Annotated in this window: 13 protein-coding genes; 6 read left to right on the top strand and 7 right to left on the bottom strand. The window is 35.7% G+C overall.

Translation table 11 applies throughout. The features are described 5' to 3' along the window. From dptH to dptF, 3 genes are all read right to left on the bottom strand, one after another. Window positions 1-3,881, bottom strand: a 3,881-nt coding sequence (gene dptH / locus F8N00_RS02650) for a DNA phosphorothioation-dependent restriction protein DptH (RefSeq protein ID WP_421017747.1), incomplete at its 3' end; no start/stop codon positions are given. After that, the gene (dptG, locus tag F8N00_RS02645; protein WP_421017746.1) at window positions 3,862-5,235 is read right to left on the bottom strand and encodes a DNA phosphorothioation-dependent restriction protein DptG; all 1,374 of its coding nucleotides are present in this window, start codon (window positions 5,233-5,235) and stop codon (window positions 3,862-3,864) included. The genes dptH and dptG, both read right to left, overlap by 20 nt. A 1-nt stretch (window position 5,236) precedes the next feature. Then, the gene (gene dptF / locus F8N00_RS02640; RefSeq protein WP_421017745.1) at window positions 5,237-7,513 is read right to left on the bottom strand and encodes a DNA phosphorothioation-dependent restriction protein DptF; all 2,277 of its coding nucleotides are present in this window, start codon (window positions 7,511-7,513) and stop codon (window positions 5,237-5,239) included. Between the two features lie 136 nt (window positions 7,514-7,649). On the opposite strand from dptF, the gene F8N00_RS02635 reads away from it, so the two are divergent. From F8N00_RS02635 to F8N00_RS02620, 4 genes are read left to right on the top strand one after another with little or no spacing between them, the layout of a single operon-like run. After that, window positions 7,650-9,029 carry a DEAD/DEAH box helicase family protein gene (locus F8N00_RS02635; protein WP_421017744.1) on the top strand — a complete coding sequence of 460 codons (1,380 nt, stop codon included), beginning with the start codon at window positions 7,650-7,652 and terminating at the stop codon, window positions 9,027-9,029. A 17-nt stretch (window positions 9,030-9,046) separates the two neighbouring features. After that, window positions 9,047-9,229 carry a hypothetical protein gene (locus tag F8N00_RS02630; RefSeq protein ID WP_421017743.1) on the top strand — a complete coding sequence of 61 codons (183 nt, stop codon included), beginning with the start codon at window positions 9,047-9,049 and terminating at the stop codon, window positions 9,227-9,229. Further along, window positions 9,229-11,211, top strand: coding sequence for an AAA family ATPase (locus F8N00_RS02625; RefSeq protein WP_421017742.1), 1,983 nt, complete (start codon window positions 9,229-9,231; stop codon window positions 11,209-11,211). Before F8N00_RS02630 ends, F8N00_RS02625 begins: the two co-directional genes overlap by 1 nt. A gap of 1 nt (window position 11,212) precedes the next feature. Then, a complete protein-coding gene (locus F8N00_RS02620) occupies window positions 11,213-11,659 on the top strand; it encodes a hypothetical protein (RefSeq protein WP_075642716.1) in 447 nt (148 codons plus the stop codon). A 47-nt stretch (window positions 11,660-11,706) separates the two neighbouring features. Here F8N00_RS02620 and F8N00_RS02615 read toward each other — a convergent pair whose 3' ends face one another. Further along, window positions 11,707-12,669: an HNH endonuclease gene (locus F8N00_RS02615; RefSeq protein WP_075642715.1), complete on the bottom strand. Its 963-nt coding sequence runs from the start codon at window positions 12,667-12,669 to the stop codon at window positions 11,707-11,709. A 127-nt stretch (window positions 12,670-12,796) separates the two neighbouring features. Here F8N00_RS02615 and F8N00_RS02610 point away from each other — a divergent pair, with 127 nt between their 5' ends. Then, on the top strand, window positions 12,797-13,651 hold the full coding sequence (locus tag F8N00_RS02610; RefSeq protein ID WP_421017741.1) for a hypothetical protein: 855 nt from the start codon (window positions 12,797-12,799) through the stop codon (window positions 13,649-13,651). Window positions 13,652-14,442: 791 nt separating this feature from the next. Here F8N00_RS02610 and hepT read toward each other — a convergent pair. From hepT to F8N00_RS02595, 3 genes are all read right to left on the bottom strand, one after another. Then, window positions 14,443-14,850, bottom strand: a complete 408-nt coding sequence (gene hepT / locus F8N00_RS02605) for a type VII toxin-antitoxin system HepT family RNase toxin (RefSeq protein ID WP_058713429.1) — start codon at window positions 14,848-14,850, stop codon at window positions 14,443-14,445. A 1-nt stretch (window position 14,851) separates the two neighbouring features. Continuing rightward, a complete protein-coding gene (gene mntA, locus F8N00_RS02600) occupies window positions 14,852-15,253 on the bottom strand; it encodes a type VII toxin-antitoxin system MntA family adenylyltransferase antitoxin (RefSeq protein ID WP_035399111.1) in 402 nt (133 codons plus the stop codon). Window positions 15,254-15,344: 91 nt separating this feature from the next. Continuing rightward, window positions 15,345-15,773 (bottom strand): VOC family protein, encoded by a 429-nt coding sequence (locus tag F8N00_RS02595; protein WP_035399110.1) that lies wholly within the window; start codon window positions 15,771-15,773, stop codon window positions 15,345-15,347. A gap of 219 nt (window positions 15,774-15,992) precedes the next feature. Between F8N00_RS02595 and F8N00_RS02590 the strand changes: the two genes are divergently transcribed. After that, a complete protein-coding gene (locus tag F8N00_RS02590) occupies window positions 15,993-17,006 on the top strand; it encodes a LacI family DNA-binding transcriptional regulator (protein ID WP_421017740.1) in 1,014 nt (337 codons plus the stop codon). Window positions 17,007-17,024: the final 18 nt, after the last annotated feature.

The following is a 17,024-nucleotide window of genomic DNA, read 5'->3' as shown; positions in this document are numbered from 1 at the left end:
ATGTGTATAAGAGACAGGTCTTCACCTTTAACGAGAGAAGCGTTCGGAACGTCTTGTTTAAAGGAAAGGACAATTCCGTCTCCAAGGTGTGATTCAAGTGAATCATCAATTATGAAGTCTCCTTTGAGCAACGCTGTAATAACTGGTTGACGATGTTTTTCAAAATCATAATTATTTCGTTCTGGCCAAAGATCACTTTCATGAATCTTTTTAGCATTTGTTAAAAAGAGTTGAGCGAAAAAGAGGCGATAATAATCGTTTTCAAAAGTATCATCGGCACGATTATAAAGATTGGTACGGAATAAATCTTTTGTATGCTGGATTTGCTCAATTGCTTTTTTGATCACACTGTCATCATTTATACCAATCTTTACTTCAATAGGGAAAAAGTGAAGTTTTAATCCACTAACAGATTCTTCGAGACCAATTAAAAGTAAATCATCAGAATGAGTTCCAGATCGATTTAACGATTTGGCTGAGAATACACTATCACGGGTAAATCCAGCGGCACCAGCAACTCGAAGAACTTCTTCAAGTGAAATAGGAACCCATGTAATAGAAGGGTGATCAAATAGAGCAAGTGCGTATCGAACAGCTGAAAGAATACTAAATTTCTCTCGACTGAAGTGCTTTCGTTTATCAGGACTTTCTATTCCTCTTCTAATCATTTCAAGGAGCCACTCACCATTAATGGTATTAAAGGCTTTGATAGCTTGTACAATGTGTTGATCAGTTGGTTCATGATGAATCATCGGATTCGCCTTGAAAAACTCTTTTACGATGGATTGGTATTGGCCTGCTTTATTAGTAACCGTGATAGCATCGTAACGGAATGATGAAGTGTACTGGTCGCTATAATGAATGACAAGCAAGTCTTGATCTACGTTTTTATTTCCATGAAAGTATCCTAGGTCGACTGTAGGCTCAATGAAGGTTACCCAATGAGATTGCTCGTAAATTTCAGTAAAAGTATCATCTGGTAAGACCTTCATAGAGGAGACTGCAACAGTTCCTTTTGAGTAAGGATTATTTCCTGCATCACGCATATTGAAATTAAATTCATTTACTGCATATGCGACCTTTGCAAGTGTCTCTTGTTCCTCAATAGGATACAACTTTGTTCCGAATCCGCTCAAATAAGAGCTTTTATTAATTGTAGCGGACAAAGTAGAATAAAGCCCGCCTAAGGCCATTCCAGTCTTCATATTATCTGCTCGATCTGGATAGATGCTCTCTTTTCCACGCATTTTGTAAAAGCTGATGTGTGCATATTCAAATTTACTACTTTGATTAAATCGATAAAACTTTAAGTGAGAGCGAACGATTTGAATTAAATCTTCAAAGAGATAATTACTACTTCTCTTCATAAGGGACCGAAGATCATCAAATTGATGCTCAAGATCATTGAAGAAATCATACTGTGAAAAATCATCCAAGTCCTTGTGTCCAGGTTCATAATGCTGATTATATAGACGAACCTCTACAGGGATTAAACGATCCACACCATATTTTTCTATTTGTTTGAACATCCAAGAAACAATGCCTTTTAGAATCGGTTGTCCACTTGATATCTCAATAACATTCAACTTTAAAGAAGCTTTTGTTTCGGTATTAAATAAAAAGTCGAAATGATTAATGAATTGATTCATTTTATCGAATATGACTTTGTCTAAGAATTTTTCTGCGTCGACGATAGCAAGTTCATCAATTGGTTTATACGTAATCCATTCAGGAGCTATGTTCTGGCTTTCAGGCTTGTACCACTGCTGATTTCTTCCGTCAGGTTGATAACTGAGTATCGGTAGAAGGGCGTCAGGTCGTAATCGATTAATGATAGAGTAATTTACATGTGTGCTCTGTAGCTGATTGTAGAGTTCAATTTGATAAGCAACATTTAATGGATGAAAGGGCGTCAAGAACACTTGATTTTGATCGACTGAATAAATAGTTCCTAGACGATCGGTACCCAGTCCATCTTCCATTAATTTAGTATCTGAGCTAAGATTTTCAACAAAATGAGTATAGGCGTTCAAATAAGGAACTGCCACACTTAGATAATTTTCATCAATTTTTTCATAAAAAGGAACACTATTGAGTCCTTTAAAATAATTAACAAAGCGATTATATGCCTCTCGTAAAGGAAGATTTTGTACTTCATAATCTTCATTAGCAAAAAGTTCTCCGTTTTGAATAATACCGGTGAACATGCTTTCTTCAATCCAGCGAGTTTCGTAATGAATAAACTGACGGTATTCAGCATGATCATAGAACTGTTCATTTCCAATGATTAGGCGTTTTCCTGAAACAATAACAGAAGATGCTTTCTCTCGTTTCATTTGCCAAAGTCGAGTACCAGTGATTGGGTGAGGTTTATTAGGTAAATCAGAAATTAGTAATTCGATCGGATTAAATTCCTCGACTTGCAAATTCACCTTTAGAACTTGATTGCCATCCATTAAGTCAGGATCGAAAGAGAATGCTGCGTTCGTCTCTTTATGCACTTTAATTGTTTCTTTAGAGCTCGTTATAGTATGTTCTTCAGGATGTGAAAAATTAGGATTCCCAATACGTATTTGACCTTCTGAGTCTTCTAAAGAAAGATAAGGATGGTCGTTTGTCCAACCATTAGAATAAGATGCTTTGTAATTAGAAATTAATTCTTCGTCAAAAGGAAGAATAGTTATATAGAAATTGTTTTTTAAACCACGAACATGAGTGTATTCAGTATGGACATGAAAAGGCTGGTGTTCTAAGTCGTTTAAAAGTACTTTTAATTTTTTACCACTGTGTTCAAAAGAAACATTTGCCTTACCGGAGATGTTTTTATAACTAGCTCCAGAGGACTTAATACTTTTAGGCATTTTGTGATCACCATCAATATTGAATTCCAAAGTGAGAGTGATTTGTTCTAGCGCTTCTGGATTAAAAATAATTATATGACGATGTTTCCGACCAGCAGCTGAACTACTTTTAGGTACTTCCCAGAGACTTAACTTTTTATTGTTTTGTTTAGCTGACGAATTTATTAACTCAAACTTTTTCTTTGTTTGTTCAATATATGAATTAACTTGAGAATAACTTAAATCTTTCCAACCATCAGCCTTCAATTTTTTTTGTCCTTCAGGAGTAAATTTTCGATCGAGAACTTTTTCTACATTATAAAGATGATAATCTTGAATGATTTGATAAAGTTCTTGGTTTTCTTTAAGTCGTAATTCAATATTTCTTGTTCCTACGTACTGAGTTAAATCGTCTTTAAAAAAACCTAACTTTTCGTAATCACTCGTTGCAACTTTTCCTTTTGCTAAAACATCAAGAATAGGTTCAAAATCCATAAAGTTTACATTTCCACTATCTCCATGGTCTTCGATAAACTGAGATAAGTAATAAGACATTAGGGCTTGATCTGACTCATTAAAAAGTTTATGTTCTACATCGTTTTTTAAAGACTGGATAAGAGATTTTACATGAAGTGGCATTCCTTGTTTTTGCAAATTGCGACTACCCCCTTCAATACTATCCAGCTGTTGAGGAAGTATCATCAGGAGCGCTGTATTTTGCCAATGTTCTTGTTGCTGACTTACTAGATTTCGAAGTAATACTAAATAGTCAGCAGTAACAGAAGAACTTTGAGCGGCTAAAATTAATTTTGTGTCCCCATACTGAATCGAATACGAATGGAAGGAACTTTGTCCTTCATGCGTGTATTCAAAAGGGCTTAAAAAATCTGCTGATATCTTATTTTTTATAGATGATAAAAATTGTGTAACCTCTTCTTGATGGTCAAAGCGAATGAAAAATTTGTCTCCACTGTTAGGTGGATTTTTAATGAAATAGTCATTAATATGCAGTGATAAATAATCATAAAATTGATTTGACATACTGTGCCTCCCCGCTATCGCTCATTTTTATAAGTAAGCTCATTCTTTCTAGTGTATTTTCAAATTCAACACGGCTATATCGATCTAAGAAAATACCGCGCCTTTCGAGTTCGACATAAACATCTTGAAGACGCATTTTTGAAGATCGAACAATTACTATGAGGAACATAGTCAGAACTTCTTGATTGAGCGATAATACATTTCCGTTTCTACCACGTTGTTTTACCAGTCGTACTTTTGCGATTTCTGTTATGCCGCTACCGTAACGCTTTTGAGCAGATTCAGGAGAAGATACTTCCATAACATAAATCAATTGTTTGACTGAGTCTAAAAATGTTGAACTCTGCGTAATTTTATGCTGAAGCTTAGATGTTTCGATGATGGATTCAGCTTGCGTGTCTACCTCTTGTATCCATTTTTCTTGCTCTTGGCTTGATAATTGATCAAATATTGATTTGAGAGTTGGAAAATCCATCATTTTTTCTAACTCTGAGTTTTCTGTGTTACAACTTAATTGAGCTAACGTAAGTTGCGTGCTAAATAGCTTAGTAGACATTTCGTCTAAGTATTTAAATCCTTTTCGAACCGCATCACGTCTGCTTGAAACAGTAGATTCCCAATCCAACGTAAAATAAAGAGGCTCAACAGTATTCTGCTTATAATCAGCATGTTCGAGTAAAGATAGCTTAACAACATTCTGGCTTAGCAAAAAGAAGGTATAGTAGTATGCAACTAAGTCAGCATACTTTACAAAGAAATCAGGATGTTTTCTTAAAAATAATAAATCGTCAGCAAATAAATCACCTATCCAAGGCAATTTATGATCAAAAGAAGACGGTTTTTTATCTATTGGCTCTAGTTCAGGCTTCAACTCAGAGAAAATATTTTGTAGAACATTATTTTGTTTGTTTGCTTTAAATAAATCTTGCAGTAGAGCATTTTCTTTACATAAATCGTAAAGATAATCTGAAATTTTGAAAACACGATTTTTTATTTCGGCACTCTCCAAATGAAGTAACATGTTTGGATGTTGAAGCTGTTGTTTTGTTTCGCCTGTAACTAACAATTCATTTAATAATGCAACAAATTCATCTTCATCTTCAGTCTCAATAGACATTTCATTTAAAAGAGGCTCAAAATCTACCACTTGATCGTCAACTGAATAATCAGCTTTATAGCCACTAATTAAGCGTGCGAAAGATGCAAACTCATTTGTCCAGTTTTCTTTAAATGTCTCATCGGCTTTTAGTTTTGAAACGTGAGTGTTAAATGGAAACATCTGGCGAAACGCATTTAACTCTCTCTTTGTTCGTGTGATAACCTTTTTTTCAATAACTCCTCTTAGTAATTCCATGTTAGTCCTCCGCAGTTCCCATATGTCTGAAGCTTCGTGTTCCAAAACGATCTTGATTTAGTAAATATGCTTGTTTAGAATCTTCCGTTACAATCATTATTTCTGAAGACGAGGTACACATTTCGTGAATTTTTTCGGCAAATTCTAGAAATTTTATTGAGCGGTGATCGTCTTCTTTAGTAGGACGATAACCATCTTGAATGTCCATAAACAATTGAAATAGTGGATAATCAATTTCTAGTTTAGCAAGGTTATTTTCGTCACCTTTTTTATTAAAATCTAAAAGTATAGTTGAACTAAATTTACTTAGAATAGTTTCCGTACTAGATTTAATATTTGATGGATTCCCCTCGATTTCCGCTTTAAATGCAATACGATGACGCTTAGTGATTTTTTTTGTATAAACGTAAAATGGCTTCGGAGATCCAAACCACTTATAGTAAGCGGAACTACTAATTTCATATAAAGGCTGTAAACGTCGTGTATCGCCTTTATTGTATTGATAAAGGAATTGCAGATAATTTTGATAGACTGAATCTAGAATTTTTTTTGCGAATTCTGGATTACTTAAAACCATTAGTCGAATCAGCTGCCCCGTCCATTCTTGTATACTGTCCACTTGATCGGGTGAATAAAAAGATTGAGCATTTTCGTCTAAGTGCTCTATAATTTCATCAATTTCTCCTCCTGTATAAAGAGAAAGGAAGAGGTCATCAATCTCACGATGACGCGTTCTTAGCGGATCAAGCTTAGCAATTTGATTTAGCAAATTAGAACGCTCTGGACGATTGAATAATTGTTCGGGTAAACCGTTCTCGAGCATAATAGATGGTTTGACAGTAACCTGCTTTAACTCATTCCAGTTAACAGGAATTAATAGATCAGAAATTAAATTAAAGAAGTTTCGCACTGAAATCAAAACATGATGTTTTACAATTAATTCAATTAAGACTTGTACAATTTGATCTTGAATATTTTTTTGGCTCAACAATGCATAATTACGATGTAAAATTGTATCAATTTCGTTTTCTCGATCTATTCGATATGCATCATAAAAAGGATTATTTGGAGTATCAGAACAGATTTTTTCAAGTAACATTGAATAAAAAGCTGACTTTGGTCCATCCTCTGTTAATTCATAAGGTTGGTAGCTTAAAAAACTAAATAGCGTAAATGATTGTGAAAGAACGTTTGAGGTAGTCCCTGGCTTCAATACATTCGTTTGATCTACAAAATCTTTAAGTGATGAATAAGTATATTCAGAGTCTTCATTTGAATAATCAAGAAATTTAGCAAGCATTCCAATATTGATTGCAAGAATCATTTTCGAAGAATTTAAATTATCTTGTAAACGTTGATCAGAAAAATCTTTTAGGCGTTCGAATAGTGTTTCTACAGCATTTTTGGTGGGATCAAAACTTTCTGTGGCATCATTATAAATTGTATAATCAGAAAGAAGATCAGGATATTTTTTCTGAACGAAACTTAGCAAATGGGATTTACCATCACCCACATTTCCGCATAGTAAAATAAGTTGTTTTTCAGAAGTAGTCTTTAATTTCTCGACAAGTTCTAATTGGATTTTACGATCAACGTGTAAATAATCACTGAGTTCACCCAATGGATCGTTACCATTCTCTACGGCATCTTTAGATGTTTCTTGTAAGCGAGAAATATAGGTATAAAGATAGTTATCTTGAATATCGCTATTTATTAAATAACGAATAGCAGGACGCATCGCTTCTTCAGTCAATTGAGTATCTTTAGGAGCCACTACAGGTGCAACAGTCAAACCATTATCTCCGAGTAATTTCATCAAAATATCCTTTACGCTTTTCTCATCCATTTGAGACGAAGCCAAAGAAGGGATTCTAGGTAACGTATAGTGTGGAAGATTAGGTACGTCAAAGTGTCGAGTAGCATAGTCTACTGCAATATCAAACATTGCCTTGTGAACACGTGGCAAATGAATGCTACTTTCAGTGGAAGAACTGTGAGCAGCGCTATTTCCAAGTTTTCTTACATAATGCAAATCATCGATTGATTTACTAGAAAGAACGTGTGCTCCTTGAATTAAACGAATCATCTCTATCAAAGGAACAGAGCCCCTAGTTAATTTTGTTCTCCAAATCAAATCCTTCGCAAGTTCTTCAATAAACTTACGTGAATATGTTAACGCTGCATCGGGATCAATGTGGTATTGCCTTTCCATATCGAGCGCTAATGCTAATGCATCTTCATTATATTCTTTTAAAAAATCAAAAGTACTCTCACTCATATTACTTACTCCTTATATAAAGTTAAATTTATTATTTACAGGCACTAACAATAGAAAAAATAACAATTATTTGCTAAAAAGATTACAATCAAAGTATAACAAAAATTTTCTTTCTGATGATGGAGTTGAGAAAATTATGCAACCAATGTCTTACGAAATTCCAAAATGGTTAAATCTTCATCCCTATCAAAGGCAAGCCATAACGAGTTGGGAAGAGAATGATTACAAGGGATTATTTGAAATGGCTACTGGTACAGGTAAAACGCTGACAGCGCTATCAGCTGCTAATAGATTATTTAATAATAAAAAGCGCTTAGCAATTATCATAGTTTGTCCATTAATTGATTTAGTGGATCAGTGGGCGAAAAATGCCGTTGAATTTGGCCTACAACCAATACGTATTTATCAAAATCGAAGTCAATGGTTTGATTTAACTAGTAGTGAAATCACTCAATACAATATCGGTAATCAAGACGTGTTGTGTTTCATTACGACCATGCAGACTCTAAAAATGTCAAAAGATGTTCAACTCCAACTAAAAAGACTTTCAACAGAGAGTCTAATTATTGTCGATGAGGCTCATAATATTGGAACATCAAGATCAATTAATTCATTACCAAATCATTTTAAATATCGTCTCGCATTGTCTGCGACGCCCCGTCGATGGAACGATGATGAAGGAACGGAAGCTATTTTTTCGTATTTTGGAGGCGAACCTATTTTTAAATATGAATTGAGTGATGCTATTCAGGCGGGATATTTAACGCCATATTACTATCATCCACATATTGTAGTGTTAACTGAAAATGAGCGCGAGGAGTACATGGTATTGAGTAGAAAAATCGCGAAATTATTTGCTGCTCAAGGTGACGATCATAAAAATGAATATTTAGAGCAACTTTTAATAAAGCGTGCTCGTTTAGTTAACAGCGCTCAGAATAAGGAAGAATTACTTGAAAAACTTTTAAAAGAGCAAAAAGATGCAGGAGAATTAAGACATACGATAGTTTACTGTGGTGACCAAAAGAAAGAAGGGGAACGACAAGTAGATCGACTGATTCAAATGATGGGTAAACGATTAGGTATTTACAGTAGCAGTTATACATCTCAAGAAGATAATAAGCAAAGGCGTGAATTGTTGAATCAGTTTGATAATGGGGATATCGAAACATTAGTTGCTATTAGATGTTTAGACGAAGGCGTTGATATTCCTAATACTCGAACTGCCTATATTTTAGCTAGTAGCTCAAATCCAAAAGAATTTATTCAACGAAGAGGGCGAGTATTAAGAAAAGCAAAAGGTAAGGAGTTTGCTATTTTACATGATTTTATTGTTATTTCTCAGGAAATTTCAGATACAAATCAGTTGTCAGATACAGATTTTAATATTGAGCGAGGATTACTAGAAAAGGAATTAAAGAGAGTTCAAGAATTTGCTTCGCTTGCTATCAATGGTCCCAAAGCTTCGCAGTCTTTACTTAAATTAAAAAATTTATATAGCTTACAACATCTATGAGAAAAGAGGGAAAATTAATGGAGGAATCAAAAACTTTGCAAGATGTATTAGAAGAAGAACTTCGAGATTTTACTATAGAAGAAAAATTGACTTTTTCAAAAATTTTAAATCTTGAAGACGCTTATTTAAGTACTAAGAGTGGATCAAACGGAGATGTTGTTGGAGAAATTGTACGTCTTTTGAAAGGGTTGTATAACTGATGATCATTAAAAAACTAATACTAAATAATTTTCGACAATATTATGGTCAGCAATCTATTAGTTTTGCTTACGGTGAAACTGATAACGTAACCGTTATACATGGCGAAAACGGTTCAGGAAAAACAGCGCTAATCAATGCTTTTCTATGGGTTTTGTATGGTAAACCGTTAAATTTACCTAATTCCCATGAAGTAATCAATAGAAGATTTGTACGAGAGTCTTCGCTAACAGGTGTGGCTGAGATAACTACTTCAGTAAAGCTATATTTTGAAGATGGAAGTCATCAATTTGAGATTGAACGATTTTTAAATCATAAGTTTGATGGTACTGCTTATCTTCCTTCCAAAAAAACAGAAGTACTTTTGAAAAGAATCAATGAATCAGGTGAAGGAGAAATAATTAAAAGTGTTTCTGATACAATTGATAAAATTATTCCGCAAAAGCTGAGTTCATTTTTCTTTTTCGATGGTGAAAGAATTGACAACTTGGGTAAGCAACGAGCGAAAAACGAAATTAAGGAATCAATAAAATTAATGATGGGTCTGGATTTATTTGTAGCAGCAAAAAAACATTTACAAAGTGCGAAAAAAAACTTTCAAGAAGAGCTAGCCAAAAAAAATGGAGGTGAATATCAAGAGCTAATAATTAATAGAAATGAGCTAAATGATGAAAAAGAAAAATTAATAAATAGGCTTTCAGATGCTAGAAGTAATATCGTAGCGTTACAAGAAGAAATTAAAGTAGTTGATGAAAAACTTCAGGCAGATGCAGAAATTGGAGCGCTACAAATCGAGTATGATTCCAAGAAAAAAGAGCTAGAACGTCTGCAGAAAGCACTAGTTTCTATTGAAAATGAATTAGCGAAGCTCTTAAGTAGTAATGGTCATCTTGTCATGTCGCTTTCCCTTATTCAACAAATTGAAAATAAATCTGAAAATGACGATCGCCTTGAGTCGTATTTAGATAAAGAATTTCTAGAAAAATTAGAAAAAGAGGAATTCTGTATTTGTGGTCGACCAATCTCAGAACATGAAAAAGAGCATATTGCGCATTTAAGAACGTCTTCTGCTTATTCACAGTATAATGGGATACAGGTCTTAAATAAAAAAATGAATGGAATTAAAGAAAAAAGGAAAAATATATTTGAGCAAGTACGTGTATATTCAAATCAAAGAAATCAACAACTGAAAGATATCGTTACGGTTCAACAAGAGATTGCCGAACTTAATGTTAATAAAGGATCAAAAAACAATCCAGAATTAATTGATTTACAAAAGAAATTTACTCAACTTGAGCATTCAATTCAAGAGCAAAGAGCAATGATTATGTATTATGAAAAACAACGTGAAGAATTAAATATGAAAGTAGACTTATTTGAAAAACAAATAGCTAAAAAAGAAAGGGAGAATTTAAAAGAGTTAAATCTTCAAAACAGTTTAAATACATCTATGAAGTTCGAAAAAGTAATTAGTCGTCTTTTAGAATTTCAAGAAGAAGACGTTAGAAAACGTCTTGCTTTTCAAATAAAAGAAGTGTTTTCTAAGTTTCTTCGGAAAAATTATAACGTTACTATGACTAGTGATTATGAACTAATTGTTACCGATAACAGTCATGAGGAAGTAGGGATGTCACAAGGCGAGGGACAATTAACGAGTCTTGCATTTATTGGTGCCATTGTTGATATGCAGCGTAAAAAAGCTGAAAAACCTAATAGTGATTTCCAGATAAAAGGTGCAAATATGAAAGCTGTGTATCCTCTTGTAATGGATTCTCCATTTGGGGCATTAGATGCTGATCATAGAAAACGAGTAGCAGAAGGTATACACCAATTATCTGATCAAGTAATTGTTATAGTTTCAACTTCTCAATGGGATGGTGAGGTGGAAAATCAATTAAGCAAACATGCAGGAAAAGAATACACCTTACACTACATTGAGGATAATGCATTAGAGTTTACACAAATAGTGGAAGGACGAATTTAACATGCGACTATCACGAAGTTTAGAACAACAACATGAATACGATGAGTTACATCGCGAAGGAGAATTTGGATTTTTCAACACGTTTAAAGATATTTTTATGGCTGGATTAATGATTGGACGTGAAACCGGTAAAGTGATTGCGTTTAAAAGAGGTAAAAATGCTGAGTCTTTTAATGAATCTGTTTTTTCAATTGATGACGAATTACTTATTAATTCTATTATTTATGATGAGTTTGGAGAAGTTGAACCTGGGAAAGAAGAGTTACAGAGAATTGAAAACTACGCTGCTGGCGGAGTGTCTCATTTATATGAAACACTCATCAAAAACAGTGGAAGCAATGCAATAGACCGTTACATCGAATTGTTATATGAATTTAAGAATGAAGAATCGTTACAAAACTATAGAGATCGTTTAGTTACAGAAAAGTTATTTAAAGATCATCTCTAAAAGAAGTAAGAACCTACTTATATTTTGTATACCAAAAAAATCAATAATTAGTAGGTTCTATTTGGAGTCCATATTTTAAATCCGTTTTGAATGGCATATTCGTAAGTATATTTCAGCTTATTTTCGGTATAGTTTCTCATATGAATTACAGCATTTAATTGTTCATTTCGATCTATCAAGCTGTACAAAAAATCTTTTTGTGCAATTTTATTATTTTTACTTGTGTTACAAGTGGGACAGGACAATACAAAATTCCAAAGTACATCATTTTGAGTGTAAGACCACGGGATAAAATGATCTACGTGTACTTTTTGTAATGTTTTATGACAATAAAAACAAGTAGTTTGACCATGGAGCAATAGTATATTTTTAAACTCAGCTAAAGAATGTCTTGCTGATACAAATTCGACTTTACTTAATATGTTTTTCATTAAATGACTAGAATTATACTTTTCTAAGAATATAGATAGCTGATAATTTGTAATGTTCATTAAGATACGCTTGTACTTTTCGAAGAAAACTAGATAACTAGGTACAAGTTTAATCCATTCTTCCTTCTTATTAAAAGAATAAATTGTTCCATCAAATGACGAGTAAAATGAACCATAGACATACTTTTTGTAGACGATATTAATAAGTTTAATTAACTCGTTTTGATGAGCTGTAGATAATTTTTCAAAGTTCCAGTTTGAAGGTATACAATGTGTTTCTTGAAAATCTATTAAAATCTTCTCTACAGAACTTTGTCCATTTTTTACATTAACCTGACGCAATCCATGTGTAATGACTAGATTCCAGTAAATTTTTGAAACATGCTTAGATATTTCTAAAAAAGTGATTTTTCCTGTCTCGTCAGTTTCAGCAGTCGACTCTAATAATGCTTTCATCAAAATATGTTTATAGGTAGTTGTATGAGTTGAATGCATTAAGAATTGCTGTGTTAGACGCCATAAATCGCTTTCCGATAAATAACTTTCCTGTGCTTCTGCAATATCTAATTTCCAACCCAATAAAAGCACCTCACAGTATTTTGAAATTCTTTACATCGCAACAATTATATTGTTAATTTACCATACTACAAACTATAAAAATAATTGGATGATGATTTAATACTTTTTTAACTGAAAGAGGGCTTTTATGACCAAAAGATTATTTCTTATCGAAGGACTCCCAGGCTCGGGCAAAACAACAACAGCTGAAGCATTAACTCGTCTATTTCAAAAGGAACAAATCAAAACGCGTCTTCATATCGAAGGAGATCTCAACCATCCTGCAGATTATGAGAGTGTCGCTTACTTAACGATGAATGAATGGATAGACTTTCAAAGTAAATACGCTTCACTCGATGTCTTACGATTTGCTGAGGTGTTCAATGACTACGTGCTGGTATCATATCGCCAGTGGCAGTCAGAAATGGATATTCCTGAAGCAGCACTTGCGTTTCTGCAAGCAAGAGATATCTATGAACTACCATTTGAGTTACATCAGTCATTGATCTTTAAAAAGTGGGAAGAATTCGTCGCTCAAGCGTTAACGACGGATACAACATATGTTTTTGAGTGCTGTTTCTTACAAAATCCATTGACGATGGGGCTCATAAAATACGATCTACCGGAAGCGACGTTGCGAGCATATATTGAACGCATAGCGACGATCATTACGCCGCTCCATCCTGTTCTAATCTATGTTGATCAACCAGATGTAGAACGAAGCTTCCGTAAAGCATTAAACGAGCGTCCGACAGAATGGGCGGACGGATTCGTATCCTATTACACTGAGCAAGCATATGGTGTAAATCGCTCTTTATCAGGAGTGGAAGGGACGATTACGATTTTACAGGCACGGCAAGAACTGGAGCGTCAGTTGTTAGAAATGCTTCCGTTTAGAGTAGAGAGATTCGGAAATGAAGATTTTTCAGTAGAAGCAAGACAACTCTGGTTAAAGCAGTTGATTCAGTCAACTGTGCGTTCGACTTCTTTAAGCGAGAGCTAACTAAAAGGCGATTCCAAGTCACGGAATCGCCTTTTATCATTATGACAAGTTCTCGATTTTTTCGAGTAAATCATCCTCGTATTTTCGGTCAGAAATAACCTCGACGAGCTGATGAAAAGATAGAGCTGCTTGTTTAAAAGCTTGAATGAAATCTAGTGTATTATAGACAGCTTCTTCTTGATCAATGGTTAATGAAAATTGATTGTTATTTACTTTTTTCAAACACACTTCAATAGGTGTGTTCGGCTAATAGAATATAGCAGATCCATCCTCTAGACAGTTTTTCAAAGCGTCTGCATAGTACTGCCATAGTGGTGCAAGTTCGTCTGAGTGATCGGCTCCTTGTATGATTCCATTCTGGGTAAAAGAAATCGTACCGTCTAGATTTAAAAAGCCATCTTCTAACCAATCCTCTTTTTGCTGAATGTATACTTAAATGCGATCTTGTTCTGTGATGTTCACATGATTCTGTTCATTCTCTAAATAGATAAAGGTTTGGATATCCATAAAGTACGCTCCTTCTTCAACGCCTATGACATACTTTAAATCATCAACCATTCCTGTAAATTGCTTTGAACCTGTAGAAACATTTGAAAGATCACTCTATTTTGTTTGGCTACATTACAATAGGGAGGTGTGTGAAAATGGAGAATTTTCCACATACATAAGACAATACTAGTTGGAGCCGTTAATTCAGCCAAGTATGCATTTCACTCTTTAAGCGATAGCTAAACAAAAGGCGATTCCAATTTACGGAATCGCCTTTACTTATAAAAAAGCTTCGTAGCGAATCAATCTTCTAGTTCAATGACAGTTCGAGTGAATGTCAAAAAATCATTAAGATGACGATCTAATATTGCTTGAAGAATGTCTAGATTCAGTGATTGATAGTCATGTACTGCAATGTTACGAAATCCGACCATGTTCATGAGACTAGTAGCCAGTGAAGCGTCGATGAGCTGAGCTTCCTCGAGCAGGTGAAATCCATCACGACTCGATTTAGGTAGACCAAGCTTCCGTGTTCGAACTAGATGCATGGCGATATCGATACTTGCCTCACATGCACGCTGGATGTTCAAAATGATACTATCTTGTTTGGTGTAATCCTTTAAATGACTAGGTTCGTTCTGGTAGACGTCCTGTATTCTTAATAAACAACGTTCAATGGTCGCTATCTTATTTAACAACACATCGTTCATATTAAAAAACACTCCCCTGATCTTTGATTGACTGTACGATTGGAGCCCTCTCCTCAGAAAAGGCAGCATACATGCTATATGCACGCATTTGTTGTCGTGTCAGCTCATTCGGATTTTGACAGTCGATGACTAAACCTTCTGTGAAGATTTGCATCGTCAAAATCGGATCAATCTGTTTTATATCGACGAGATCAACTTCACGACCAGCGAGTCGTGCTAATTGACCGGCCAATAAAAATCGATCGTAGGCGGAGAGGGGGTGGTCACTTAAATAAGCGATATCCAGATCACTATCGTCTGTCATGTTTCCCGTAGCTCCGGAGCCGAATAAGATAATAAAATGAGCATGCACGTGTACGTTAATCGCTTGAACGAGTTGTTGTCGCAACGTCATCGATATCATGTGATTCGCTCCTTCTAACCCTTTTTTTCAAAGTATACCATGGCTTGATAGACTAAAAATAAACTCCTCGAGTTCTCGAGGAGTTTAAAGGTTACACCGACACTTCACTCACTACGTGATTGACTTGCCACTGGACACCAAACGTATCTTCGACGATTCCGTACGCTTCACTCCAGAATGTCTTTTGGATCGGCATGATGACGGTGCCGTCTTTTGCGAGTTGATCAAATGTCTTCTGTAACAGATCCACGTCAGATAAGTGGAGTGCCAAGGTAACATTCTGACCAATCGTGACCGGATCATGCGGCATTGCGTCTGAGAACATTAAGCGGGTACCATGAACGATCAGTTCAGCATGTAGAACCAGTGACTGCATCTCTTCAGGGTAGGGCTGACCGTCAGGACCGGGACCGGGTCCGAACTCCATGATCTCCGGTAGTTCTTGACCGAAAACGTGTGCATAGAACGTCAGTGCCTCACGCGTGTTGCCGTTAAAGACGAGATACGGATTGATTGGCATGGGAAAGCTCCTCTCTAAAAAAGCGAAGTGTGTTTTTTTAAGTATACCAAACATTTGTTCGTATTAAAAGAAAAATCGAACTCTTTTCGAAGTGAATCGAGTATTAATGATAACGTTTTCATATTTTCTGATATTTATAAAAAAATAGGTTGCAACTTCCAGAGAGACTTCGTATACTAAATTTATCGAAAGCGCTTTCGGTGAAATGGAGTGAGTAGCATGGGAACAATTTATGATTTAGCGAAGATGACCGGTTTTTCGATTACAACGGTCTCAAAAGCCTTAAATAATTATTCGGATGTCAGCGAAAAGACGAAAGCAAAAATCGTCCAGGCAGCAGCCGAGATGGGATACTTACCGAACGCGCACGCCCAGTCGCTCTCGACGAAACGTTCGTGGACGATCGGTGTCATGTTCTCGGAAGCACATGGCGTCGGAATGATGCATCCGTTCTTCAACGCGATCATTGAAAGTTTCCGAAAAGCAACAGAGCAACAAGGGTATGATCTCATCTTCGCATCGCGGAATTTACGCAATCGCGACATGAGCTACCTCGAGCATTTCCGACACCGAGCAGTCGACGGCATCGTCGTCATCTGTTCCGATCAGATGGATCAACACGTCCAAGAATTGATTCAAAGTACGATTCCAATCGTCGTCGTCGATATGGACAGTGCTGATTGTAGTGTCGTCTACTCGGATAACATTACCGGTGGAACACTTGCCGTCAATCATCTGCACGAACTCGGTCATCGGTTGATTGCCCACATTGCGGGGGATACGTCGACAGATGCCGGAAGAGCGCGGATTGAAGGCTATCAGCAAGCGATGGAACAACTTGATTTGCCGATTCCGAGCGGATATCTCGTCAACGGTGGATTCTTTTCCGGGGAAGAAGGCAAGCGGGCAATGAACGAGTTGCTGGCACTACCTGAACGACCGACAGCGGTCTTCGTTGCCGGGGATGAAATGGCAATCGGTGCGATTGAAGCGATTCATGAAGCCGGGTTACGGATTCCGGAAGACATCTCAGTCGTTGGGTACGATGATATCTACATGTCGCAGTACATCACACCGAAGTTGACGACAGTCCGACAAGATACGGAAACGATCGGTCAGCATGCAGCATCAGTCTTGATTGAACAGATCGTCAATAAAAAACGGGTCACGACACGCGATGTCATCCCGGTCAATTTGATGGTTCGTCAATCGACAGGTCCAGTACCTGAATAACACAATGGTTGTTTCGGA

The sequence above is a fragment of the Exiguobacterium sp. A1_3_1 genome, from assembly GCF_048985645.1.
Taxonomy (GTDB): domain Bacteria; phylum Bacillota; class Bacilli; order Exiguobacteriales; family Exiguobacteriaceae; genus Exiguobacterium_A; species Exiguobacterium_A indicum.
This window is presented reverse-complemented; position numbering and strand designations above follow the sequence as displayed.

Bases quoted from the DNA above. Each gene is read 5' to 3' on its own strand.
- F8N00_RS02620 (WP_075642716.1), top strand. From the start codon at position 11,213: ATGCGACTATCACGAAGTTTAGAACAACAACATGAATACGATGAGTTA.
- F8N00_RS02630 (WP_421017743.1), top strand. From the start codon at position 9,047: ATGGAGGAATCAAAAACTTTGCAAGATGTATTAGAAGAAGAACTTCGA.
- mntA (WP_035399111.1), bottom strand. From the start codon at position 15,253: ATGATATCGATGACGTTGCGACAACAACTCGTTCAAGCGATTAACGTA.
- F8N00_RS02590 (WP_421017740.1), top strand. From the start codon at position 15,993: ATGGGAACAATTTATGATTTAGCGAAGATGACCGGTTTTTCGATTACA.
- F8N00_RS02625 (WP_421017742.1), top strand. From the start codon at position 9,229: ATGATCATTAAAAAACTAATACTAAATAATTTTCGACAATATTATGGT.
- dptG (WP_421017746.1), bottom strand. From the start codon at position 5,235: ATGGAATTACTAAGAGGAGTTATTGAAAAAAAGGTTATCACACGAACA.
- F8N00_RS02610 (WP_421017741.1), top strand. From the start codon at position 12,797: ATGACCAAAAGATTATTTCTTATCGAAGGACTCCCAGGCTCGGGCAAA.
- hepT (WP_058713429.1), bottom strand. From the start codon at position 14,850: ATGAACGATGTGTTGTTAAATAAGATAGCGACCATTGAACGTTGTTTA.
- F8N00_RS02635 (WP_421017744.1), top strand. From the start codon at position 7,650: ATGCAACCAATGTCTTACGAAATTCCAAAATGGTTAAATCTTCATCCC.
- F8N00_RS02595 (WP_035399110.1), bottom strand. From the start codon at position 15,773: ATGCCAATCAATCCGTATCTCGTCTTTAACGGCAACACGCGTGAGGCA.
- dptF (WP_421017745.1), bottom strand. From the start codon at position 7,513: ATGAGTGAGAGTACTTTTGATTTTTTAAAAGAATATAATGAAGATGCA.